The 10,288-nt window shown below is 69.8% G+C and carries 10 protein-coding genes; all 10 read left to right on the top strand.

Annotation, left to right across the window (positions count from 1 at the left end; translation table 11 throughout):
* Positions 1-130: 130 nt before the first annotated feature.
* The 10 genes from clsA (at position 131) to B7L92_RS10640 (ending at position 10,286) form a co-directional block, all read left to right on the top strand.
* Positions 131-739: a cardiolipin synthase ClsA gene (gene clsA / locus B7L92_RS10685; protein ID WP_081237188.1), complete on the top strand. Its 609-nt coding sequence runs from the start codon at positions 131-133 to the stop codon at positions 737-739.
* 114 nt (positions 740-853) lie between these two features.
* Positions 854-3,349, top strand: a complete 2,496-nt coding sequence (locus B7L92_RS10680; RefSeq protein ID WP_081237187.1) for a mannose-1-phosphate guanyltransferase — start codon at positions 854-856, stop codon at positions 3,347-3,349.
* A gap of 167 nt (positions 3,350-3,516) precedes the next feature.
* Entirely contained in the window at positions 3,517-4,353 is an 837-nt protein-coding gene (locus B7L92_RS10675; RefSeq protein ID WP_081237186.1) for a DUF881 domain-containing protein, read from the top strand.
* A complete protein-coding gene (locus tag B7L92_RS10670) occupies positions 4,350-4,682 on the top strand; it encodes a small basic family protein (protein WP_003988855.1) in 333 nt (110 codons plus the stop codon). The genes B7L92_RS10675 and B7L92_RS10670 overlap by 4 nt, the downstream gene beginning before the upstream one ends.
* A gap of 5 nt (positions 4,683-4,687) precedes the next feature.
* Complete coding sequence (locus B7L92_RS10665) at positions 4,688-5,599, top strand: DUF881 domain-containing protein (RefSeq protein WP_081237185.1); 912 nt, start codon at positions 4,688-4,690, stop codon at positions 5,597-5,599.
* A 61-nt stretch (positions 5,600-5,660) separates the two neighbouring features.
* A complete protein-coding gene (locus B7L92_RS10660) occupies positions 5,661-6,617 on the top strand; it encodes an FHA domain-containing protein (RefSeq protein WP_081237184.1) in 957 nt (318 codons plus the stop codon).
* A gap of 42 nt (positions 6,618-6,659) precedes the next feature.
* Positions 6,660-7,400, top strand: coding sequence for a transcriptional regulator FtsR (gene ftsR / locus B7L92_RS10655; protein WP_081237183.1), 741 nt, complete (start codon positions 6,660-6,662; stop codon positions 7,398-7,400).
* An 84-nt stretch (positions 7,401-7,484) separates the two neighbouring features.
* On the top strand, positions 7,485-7,958 hold the full coding sequence (locus B7L92_RS10650; protein WP_004990880.1) for a bifunctional nuclease family protein: 474 nt from the start codon (positions 7,485-7,487) through the stop codon (positions 7,956-7,958).
* A 220-nt stretch (positions 7,959-8,178) separates the two neighbouring features.
* On the top strand, positions 8,179-8,862 hold the full coding sequence (locus tag B7L92_RS10645) for a MerR family transcriptional regulator (RefSeq protein WP_174703948.1): 684 nt from the start codon (positions 8,179-8,181) through the stop codon (positions 8,860-8,862).
* Positions 8,863-8,900: 38 nt separating this feature from the next.
* Positions 8,901-10,286, top strand: coding sequence for a DNA polymerase IV (locus B7L92_RS10640; protein ID WP_081237182.1), 1,386 nt, complete (start codon positions 8,901-8,903; stop codon positions 10,284-10,286).
* Positions 10,287-10,288 lie beyond the last annotated feature (2 nt).

Here is a 10,288-nt window from a genome sequence, read left to right as displayed (position 1 = left end):
GAGAGTAGGACGCCGCCGAACTCCTTTTAGAGCCCTGGCTCTCGAGCGTACAGCCCGAGAGCCAGGGCTTTTTTGCGTTGCGGTAAAGTCGGGGGGCATCATCGGCACATTTCCCACAGGAGGCTCCCGGGTGGAGGTCCAGGAGACGCGGATCCAGACGGACCGCGTCCTCACCATCCCGAACATGCTCAGCATGGCGCGGCTAGTTGGCGTACCCCTCTTCCTGTGGCTGATCCTCAGGCCTGAGTTCGGTGGTCCGAAGAGTGACGGCTGGGCGCTCCTGGTGCTGGCGCTGAGCGGCGTCAGCGACTACCTGGACGGCAAGCTCGCGCGCCGGTGGAACCAGGTCAGCAGCCTCGGCCGGCTCCTCGATCCCGCGGCCGACCGGCTCTACATCCTCTCGACCCTGGTCGGTCTCACCTGGCGCGAGATCCTGCCGCTCTGGCTGACCGCCGTACTCCTGGCACGTGAGCTCGTTCTGCTGGTGATGGTGGGCATCCTCCGGCGGCACGGCTATCCGCCGCCGCAGGTGAACTTCCTGGGGAAGGCCGCCACCTTCAACCTGATGTATGCCTTCCCGCTACTCCTGCTCAGTGACGGAACCGGCTGGATCTCGTCACTCGCTGCTATTTTCGGATGGGCGTTCGCCGGATGGGGTACAACCCTGTATTGGTGGGCAGGAGTTCTCTATGTGGTCCAAGTCCGCCGTCTGGTTCGTGCGGACGCTGTGACTGATTGAACTCGCTGATTGACCCGCGCATGGTGGCGCGATGGCCCGCAGGGAAAATGTGCGGGACAATATGGCGGGTGAAGTCGGTCAGACCGTCGTCTCTTAGAGGAGGACGCTTCCGACATGAAGGCCGTCGTGATGGCCGGGGGCGAAGGCACCCGCCTTCGTCCCATGACCTCAAGCATGCCCAAGCCGCTCCTGCCGGTGGCCAACCGGCCGATCATGGAGCACGTTCTGCGGCTGCTCAAAAGGCATGGGCTCAACGAAACCGTTGTGACCGTCCAGTTCCTGGCATCGCTGGTCAAGAACTACTTCGGTGACGGCGAAGAGCTCGGAATGGAGCTCACCTATGCCAATGAGGAGAAGCCACTCGGTACCGCCGGAAGCGTCAAGAACGCCGAGGAGGCATTGAAGGACGATGCTTTTCTCGTCATCTCCGGCGACGCGCTGACCGACTTCGATCTCACCGAGCTGATCAATTTCCACAAGGAAAAGGGTGCCCTGGTCACCGTCTGTCTGACCCGAGTTCCCAATCCGTTGGAATTCGGCATCACCATCGTGGACGAGGAGGGCAAGGTCGAGCGCTTCCTCGAGAAGCCGACCTGGGGCCAGGTCTTCTCCGACACGGTGAACACCGGTATCTACGTCATGGAGCCCGAGGTCTTCGACTACGTCGAGGCCGATGTGCCCGTCGACTGGTCCGGTGACGTCTTCCCCCAGCTGATGAAGGAGGGCAAGCCCGTCTACGGCTACGTCGCTGAGGGCTACTGGGAGGACGTCGGCACGCACGAGAGCTATGTGAAGGCGCAGGCCGACGTCCTCGAGGGCAAGGTCGACGTCGACCTCGACGGCTTCGAGATCTCCCCGGGCGTGTGGGTGGCCGAGGGCGCCGAGGTGCACCCCGACGCCGTACTGCAGGGACCGCTGTACATCGGCGACTACGCCAAGGTCGAAGCCGGCGCCGAGATCCGCGAGCACACCGTCGTGGGATCCAACGTCGTCGTGAAGAGCGGTGCCTTCCTGCACAAGGCCGTCATCCACGACAACGTGTACGTCGGACCGCACAGCAACCTGCGCGGCTGTGTCGTCGGCAAGAACACCGACATCATGCGCGCGGCGCGGATCGAGGACGGCGCCGTCATCGGTGACGAGTGCCTGGTCGGTGAGGAATCGATCGTCCAGGGCAATGTGCGGGTCTACCCGTTCAAGACCATCGAGGCCGGTGCCTTCGTCAACACCTCGGTGATCTGGGAGTCGCGAGGGCAGGCGCACCTCTTCGGCGCCCGCGGCGTGTCCGGGATCCTGAACGTCGAGATCACGCCCGAACTCGCCGTGCGCCTGGCGGGCGCCTACGCGACGACGCTCAAGAAGGGCTCGACCGTCACCACGGCCCGCGACCACTCCCGCGGTGCCCGGGCACTGAAGCGGGCGGTCATCTCCGCGCTGCAGGCCAGCGCCATCGACGTGCGGGACCTGGAGAACGTGCCGCTGCCCGTGGCACGGCAGCAGACCGCGCGGGGGAGCGCAGGCGGCATCATGATCCGGACCACGCCCGGGGTGCCGGACTCGGTCGACATCATGTTCTTCGACGGTCAGGGAGCCGACCTGTCGCAGGGCAGCCAGCGCAAGCTGGACCGGGTGTTCGCGCGGCAGGAGTACCGGCGTGCGTTCCCCGGCGAGATCGGCGATCTGCACTTCCCGGCGAGCGTCTTCGACTCGTACACCGGGTCGCTGCTGCGGAACGTCGACATCACCGGCATCGCGGAGGCCGGCCTGAAGGTGGTCGTGGACGCGTCCAACGGCAGCGCCGGCCTGGTGCTGCCGAGCCTGCTCGGCAAGCTGGGCGTCGACTCGCTGACCATCAACCCCGGCCTCGACGAGTCCAGGCCGACGGAGACGGCCGACATGCGGCGCTCGGGGCTGGTACGCCTCGGGGAGATCGTGGCGTCCTCCGGCGCCGCGTTCGGCGTGCGGTTCGACCCCGTCGGTGAGCGGCTGTCCCTGGTCGACGAGAAGGGGCGGATCATCGAGGACGACCGGGCACTGCTGGTGATGCTCGACCTCGTCGCGGCCGAGCGGCGCAGCGGCCGGGTCGCGCTGCCGGTGACCACCACCCGGATCGCCGAACAGGTGGCGGCGTACCACGGCACCCAGGTCGAGTGGACGACGACCTCGCCCAACGACCTCACCCGTGTGGGTGGTGAGGAAGGGACGATCTTCGGCGGTGACGGCAAGGGCGGTTTCATCGTTCCGGAGTTCAGCAGCGTCTACGACGGCACCGCCGCCTTCGTGCGGCTCATCGGGCTGGTGGCGCGGACGCAGCTCACGCTCAGCCAGATCGACGCGCGCATCCCGCGGGCACACGTGCTCAAGCGGGACCTGGCGACCCCGTGGGCCGTCAAGGGACTGGTGATGCGGCGGGTGGTCGAGGCGGCCGGGGACCGGTCCGTGGACACCACCGACGGCGTGCGCGTGGTGGAGGCGGACGGTCGCTGGGTGATGGTGCTGCCCGACCCGGCCGAGGCGGTCACCCACCTGTGGGCCGAAGGGCCCGACGACGCCTCCGCCCAGGCCCTGCTCGACGAGTGGTCGGCGGTCGTGGACAGCGCAGGGAGGTAGAACGGCCGGTACACGTGCGTGCCGGACAAGTGTCCCCAACGGGGCCTGTCCGGCACGCCGGTAGGGTCGTTCGAAAGCAGGGGCTGTGGCGTGCGACGATGTGCGGCATGCCGCAGCAACCCCCCGTTCGGAGCACGCCTCGGCGGCCCCCGCGTCCGGACGCGTCCATGTCGTTGATCACCAACGTCATGGACCACAGCCTCGACGACGGATACGCCGAGGCCGCCGCGCGGAAGAAGGCCGACGGCGACGGCGGCATGCCGAAGACCCTCAGGGCGAAGCTGGGGCTCGCCGCCGGCCTGGTGCTCGCCGCCCTGATCGTGACCGTCGGAGCCGCGCAGGCCCGGGTCGCGGCTCCCGTCGTCGCCAAGGAGCGCGAGGAGCTGATCGACCGGATCGACCGGGAGACCGAGGCGGCCGACGAGCTCGAGGACGGCATCGACGAGCTGCGCGAGGACGTCGGCGCGCGGCAGCGCGAAGCGCTCCGGGACAGCGGCGGGAGCGACCGCTCCGAGCTGGTGGGCATCCTGGCGGGAGCCGTCGCGGTGCACGGCCCCGGTGTGCGGCTCGTGGTGAACGACGCCAAGGACACGACCGCGGGCGGCGACGGCGACCCGCGGTCGACCTCCGGGTTCTCGGACACCGGACGGGTCCGTGACCGCGACCTGCAGCGCGTGGTCAACGGCCTGTGGGAGTCCGGTGCCGAGGCCGTCTCCATCAACGGACAGCGGCTGACCGCCCTGTCGGCGATCAGGGCCGCCGGAGACGCGATACTGGTCGACAACAGGCCGCTGGTGCCGCCGTACACGGTGCTCGCGGTGGGGGACGGCCCGCAGTTGAGGGACCGGTTCCGGAACAGTGCGGACGGGGTGTACCTGCACGTGCTGCAGGAGAACTACGACATCCGGACGGCCCTCTCCGCGGAGGAGGACCTCCGGCTGCCCGCCGCACCGAGTGTGATCGTACGTACCGCACAGCCGATAACCGAGAAGGGCACATCGTGATCGCCGTACTGGGCCTCGTCGTGGGAGTCGTGGCCGGACTGTTGGTCCGGCCCGAGGTTCCGGCGGTCGTCGAGCCTTATCTGCCGATCGCCGTCGTCGCGGCGCTCGACGCCGTGTTCGGAGGGCTGCGGGCCATGCTCGACGGCATCTTCGACGACAAGGTCTTCGTGGTGTCGTTCCTGTCGAACGTGGTGGTCGCCGCGCTGATCGTGTTCCTCGGCGACAAACTCGGTGTGGGGGCCCAGCTGTCCACGGGCGTCGTGGTCGTCCTCGGTATCCGTATCTTCTCCAACGCCGCGGCGATCCGCCGGCACGTCTTCCGGGCGTGAGGCCGATGAGCGAGCACGAGCGCGACGAGACGACGCCCGCGCAGGCGTCCCCGCCCAGGCCCGCGTCGGCCCCGCGGCCCAGGCCCGCCCCCGAGACCGCGCCCGCGAGCAGCCTGCGCAAGGAACTGCCCGCCGAGGTGCCCGCGAGCGCGCCCGCGGCGGCGGAAGCACCGAAGGCCGAGCCGGGGCCCCAGCTCACCGGGCGGCAGCGGCTGGTGCAGGGGCTGTGGCCGCCGCGGGTGACCCGGGCTCAACTCATCGTGGCCCTGCTGCTGTTCGGTCTGGGATTCGGTCTGGCCGTCCAGGTGGCCTCGAACAGCGACAGCGACAGCGCGCTGCGCGGGGCACGACAGGAAGATCTTGTGCGCATCCTCGATGAACTCGACGACCGCACACAGCGTCTTGAGGACGAGAAGCAGGGACTCGAGAAGCAGCGCGACGAGCTGGAGAACAGCTCCGACCAGGCCGAGGAGGCCCGCAGGCAGACGCTCGAGAAGGAACGGCAACTCGGCGTCCTGGCGGGCACGGTGGCCGCGCAGGGGCCCGGCATCACGATGACCATCGAGGACACGAAGGGAACGGTCGAGGCGGACATGCTGCTCGACGCCATCCAGGAGTTGCGTGCGGCCGGTGCCGAGGCGATCCAGGTGAACGGTGTACGGGTCGTGGCGGGCACCTATCTGACGGATTCCGGCAACGGGGTCGGCGTGGACGGGAACAAGATCACCGCGCCCTATCGTTTCAAGGTCATCGGCAAGCCGCAGGACCTCGAGCCGGCCCTCAACATTCCGGGAGGCGTGGTGCAGACCCTCGAGAAGGAACAGGCCACCGTTACCGTGGAGCGGTCCACCAAGATCGTCGTGGATGCCTTGCGAGCCGCGAAGCGGCCTGACTACGCTCGGTCGTCCTCCCGGTGAACCGGGGGTGCATGGGGGACATCCGGCGAGGGCATGAGGTTGCGGGGGGTCGGCGCACCGAATGGGTGGTGCGTGGTGGAAACTGTCTGGCGGAGGCGGACGTTGTGAAGATGTCCGGGTCGGCCAATGTGTTCAGTCAGGGTTCGTCCTGCCCCACGGGCGGGTCTGTTTCGGTCAAGGGGAATCGCCCGTGAAGTTGTTTGCGAAGTTGTTCGGCAAGAGCGCGCGAGAGGGCAGCGACAACGCGACCGCTCGCCATCGCGCACAGCCTGACGCGGAAGGTCAGCGTCCGCTGTTCCGGGACCAGGTCGCCGGTCCGGGCGCGGACGTCGCCGGAGGTCAGGGCGCGCCGTCGGTTGACCCTGCGCAGCCGGGCGGCATAGGTTTCGGGCAACCGTCGACCTCAGGTACGGGCGGAGGGTTCTCCGACCCGTACGCGTCCCCTGCCCCTGGTGGGCAGCCGCAGCAGGAGGATCCGTCCATGTCGGTCCTGGTGTGTACGAGGTGCGGTAACCGCAACGCGGAGAACAGCCGCTTCTGCTCCCACTGCGGAGCGCCGCTCAGGCCGGGCGTCACCCCGGAGCGCCCCTCCGAGACGACGTCCACGATCTCGATCTCCGGTCTCGAGGCCTACGACGCCGAGGCCACCGGTCAGACGCCGATGCCGACGCTCTCCCCGGAGGCGCAGGCGGCCGTCGACGCCCTGCCGGTGGGCTCCGCGCTCCTGGTCGTGCGCCGCGGTCCGAACTCGGGCAGCCGTTTCCTTCTGGACGGCGACCTGACCACGGCCGGGCGTCATCCGCAGAGCGACATCTTCCTGGACGACGTGACGGTCTCCCGGCGGCACGTGGAGTTCCGCCGCAGCCCGGACGGTTCCTTCACGGTGGCCGACGTGGGCAGCCTGAACGGCACGTACGTCAACCGCGAGCGGATCGACCAGGTCGCCCTGTCGAACGGCGACGAGGTGCAGATCGGCAAGTACAGGCTGGTCTTCTACGCGAACCAGCGGGGCTACTGACCTTCCCCCGGACTCCGTCCGGGGGACCAGCAGGGAAGGTCCATGCTTCACACACCGAGCGGCGGTGCCGGAGACGGTGCCGCCGCAACGGACACCGGACTGATGAGCATCGGCACGGTGCTGAACGTGCTGCGTGAGGAGTTCCCCGAGGTCACCATCTCCAAGATCCGATTCCTGGAGTCGGAAGGGCTCATCGAGCCGCAGCGGACCCCTTCGGGGTACCGCAAGTTCAGCGCCGGGGACGTGGAGCGCCTCGGCCACGTCCTGAGGATGCAGCGGGACCACTACCTGCCGCTCAAGGTGATCCGCGAGCACCTGGAGGCCATGGAGCGCGGGGAGGCCGTCCCGCCGCCGGTGCTGGTCCGGCCGCGTGACGGGGAGGCCGGTCAGGAGCCCGCGTCCGAGGCGCCCGTGGTGGCCCGCATCGGACGCGCCCAACTGCTGGCGGCCGCCGGCATCGGCGAGCGGGAGCTCGCGGAGTGGGAGTCGTACGGGCTGCTCACCCCGGTGGAGGACGGGGTGTACGACGCCGAGGCGGTCACCGTCGCCGAGCTGATCACCGAGCTGGGGCGGTTCGGGATCGAGCCCCGGCACCTGAGGGTCATGAAGGCCGCCGCCGACCGGGAGGCCGGCCTGGTGGACCAGCTCGTCGCTCCGCTGAGACGCCATCGGAACCCGCAGACCAGGGCCCATGCGGAGGCTCGTACGAAGGAGCTGGCGGGACTCACGGTGAAGCTGCACACGGCGCTGGTGCAGACGGCGCTCGGGGTGCGGCTGCCCTGAGCCGGACGTGCCCGGGAGGCCGGATCGGCCCCCCGAGCCCTGCCCGACTACCCAAACGTCCCGGGCACGGCCTAGGGTTGCTGTGTGAACGAGCTCGATGTCGTAGGTGTCCGGGTCGAAATGCCCTCCAACCAACCGATCGTGCTGTTGCGTGAAGTGGGCGGCGACCGCTACCTCCCCATCTGGATCGGACCGGGGGAGGCGACGGCCATCGCCTTCGCCCAGCAGGGCATGGCCCCCGCACGGCCGCTGACCCACGACCTGTTCAAGGACGTGCTGGAGGCCGTCGGTCAGGAGCTCACGGAAGTGCGCATCACGGACCTGCGCGAGGGGGTCTTCTACGCGGAGCTGGTCTTCGCCAGCGGGGTCGAGGTGAGTGCCCGGCCGTCCGACGCCATAGCGCTGGCCCTGCGCACGGGGACGCCGATCTACGGGAGCGAGACGGTGCTCGACGACGCCGGGATCGCGATCCCGGACGAGCAGGAGGACGAGGTGGAGAAGTTCCGCGAGTTCCTCGACCAGATCTCGCCCGAGGACTTCGGCAGCAGCAGTCAGTGAGGGACCGCGGCCGTCGGGACCCCGCCACCCGCCCGGGCCGGTGGAGTCGGGGAAGGCCGCCCGGCCGGTGCGGAAGACATTCGGCTAGCCTTTCCCCGCGAAGGAGCACGAGAAACCACTCTTAGGGTGATTATCACTCGGCGTGCCGAGTGTGGCGATCGTTGACGCACCCTTGGTGACTGCCTACCGTCGAGGAGGCAGGTCAAGGACGGAGGTCGGCGTGAGAAGCAGCGGCGACGGTACGGCTGGGGGTGCCCCCGGACGCGGTCTCGGGGCGAACGGGCCGTTCCCTTCCCCGGGCTCCCGGCTCCGCTCGAGCGGGGGAATCCCCCGGCACGACAGCGCGGCCGAACACGTTCCGCAGCGACCGACGGCCGTGCCGAGCAGCGGAGGGGCGACGTCCATGGCGTCCGAGCAGATCGGCTACCGGGGGCCCACGGCCTGCGCGGCCGCCGGCATCACCTACCGGCAGCTCGACTACTGGGCCCGCACGGGGCTGGTCGAGCCCAGCGTGCGGCCCGCCCACGGATCCGGCACCCAGCGGCTGTACAGCTTCCGCGACGTCGTCGTCCTGAAGATCGTCAAGCGGTTCCTCGACACCGGTGTGTCCCTGCAGAACATCCGCACCGCCGTCCAGCACCTGCGCGAGTGCGGCTTCAGCGACCTGGAGCGCATGACGCTGATGAGCGACGGGGCCACGGTCTACGAGTGCACCTCGCCCGACGAGGTCCACGCCCTGCTCCAGGGCGGCCAGGGCATCTTCGGCATCGCCGTGGGCGTGGTGTGGCGGGACGTCGAGAGCGCGCTGTCGCAGCTGCACGGGGAGCGCATCGACACCGGGGAGACGCTGATCGGCCACAATCCGGCGGACGAGCTGGCGCGGCGGCGGAACCGGGCCGTCTGAGGACGGCGCTGTCAGTGGTGTAGGGCAGCATCGGACACGTGAGATCTTCGCCCACGATCCTGCATCTCGACATGGACGCCTTCTACGCCGCGGTGGAGCAGGCGTCCAAGCCGAGTCTGCGCGGGAAGGCCGTCGTCGTGGGCGGGCTCGGGCCACGCGGTGTGGTCGCCACCGCCTCGTACGAGGCCCGCGTCTTCGGCGTCCACTCGGCGATGCCCATGGGGCAGGCCCGGCGGCTCGCGCCCCACGCCGCCTACCTGGTGCCCCGCTTCGCCTTCTACCGGTCGATCAGCGAGCAGGTGATGGGGCTGCTGCGGGACCTGTCGCCGCTGGTCGAGCCGCTCAGTCTGGACGAGGCGTTCGTGGACCTGGAGGCCGGTGGCGCGGCCTGGGACGAAGGGTCGGCGCGGCTGGCCGGGACGAAGCTGCGCGCGGACATCCGGGCGGTCACGGGGCTCACCGGGTCGGTGGGGCTCGCGGCCTCCAAGATGCTCGCGAAGATCGCCTCGGAGCGGGCGAAGCCGGACGGACTGGTGCTGATCGAGCCGGGCACCGAGCGGGCGCTGCTGGGACCGCTGCCGGTGCGGACGCTGCCGGGGGTGGGACCGGCCACCGGCGACCACCTCAGGCGGGCCGGGATCCACACGGTCGAGGAACTCGCCGAGGCGGGGGAGGCCGAGCTCGTACGGCTGCTGGGCAAGGCCCACGGGCACGCGCTGTACGCCATGGCGCTGGCGCGGGACGAGCGGTCCGTGGTGGCCGAGCGGGAGACGAAGTCGGTGTCGGTCGAGGACACGTACGACGTGGACATCCACGACCGGGTGCGGGTGGGGACGGAGGTGCGGAGACTCGCCGACCGGTGCGTGCGGAGACTGCGCGGGGCGGGGCTGTCGGGGCGGACCATCGTGCTGAAGGTGCGCCGGTACGACTTCTCCACCCTCACCCGGTCCGAGACACTGCGGGGGCCGACGGACGATCCGGCGGTGATACGGGAGGCGGCGGCGCGGCTGCTGGAGTCGGTCGACACGACGGGCGGGGTGCGGCTGCTGGGTGTGGGGGTCAGCGGACTGGCCGCCTACACGCAGGAGGACCTGTTCGCGCAGGCGGCGGGTGTGGACGAGGACGCCCTCGGCGAGGAGCCCGAGGCCGCGCCCGCGGAGGAGCGGCAGTCTCCCGCCGAGCGGCGCTGGTCGGCGGGGCACGACGTGCGACACGCCGCCCACGGGCACGGGTGGGTGCAGGGCAGTGGGCTGGGCCGGGTCACGGTGCGCTTCGAGACGCCCGATTCGGGGCCGGGACGGGTGAAGACCTTCCGGATCGACGACCCGGATCTGGAGCCGGCGGAACCGCTGCCGCTGGTGACGCGAAGACCTGGGAGAAGTGAGCGGGCGGAGGTCGGCGGGGTGGGTTCGGCGGGCCCGTGAGC

The organism is Streptomyces viridosporus, assembly GCF_002078235.1.
GTDB classification, from domain to species: domain Bacteria; phylum Actinomycetota; class Actinomycetes; order Streptomycetales; family Streptomycetaceae; genus Streptomyces; species Streptomyces viridosporus.
Note: the sequence above shows the minus strand (reverse complement) of the source record. Positions and strands in the feature narration are given on the sequence as shown.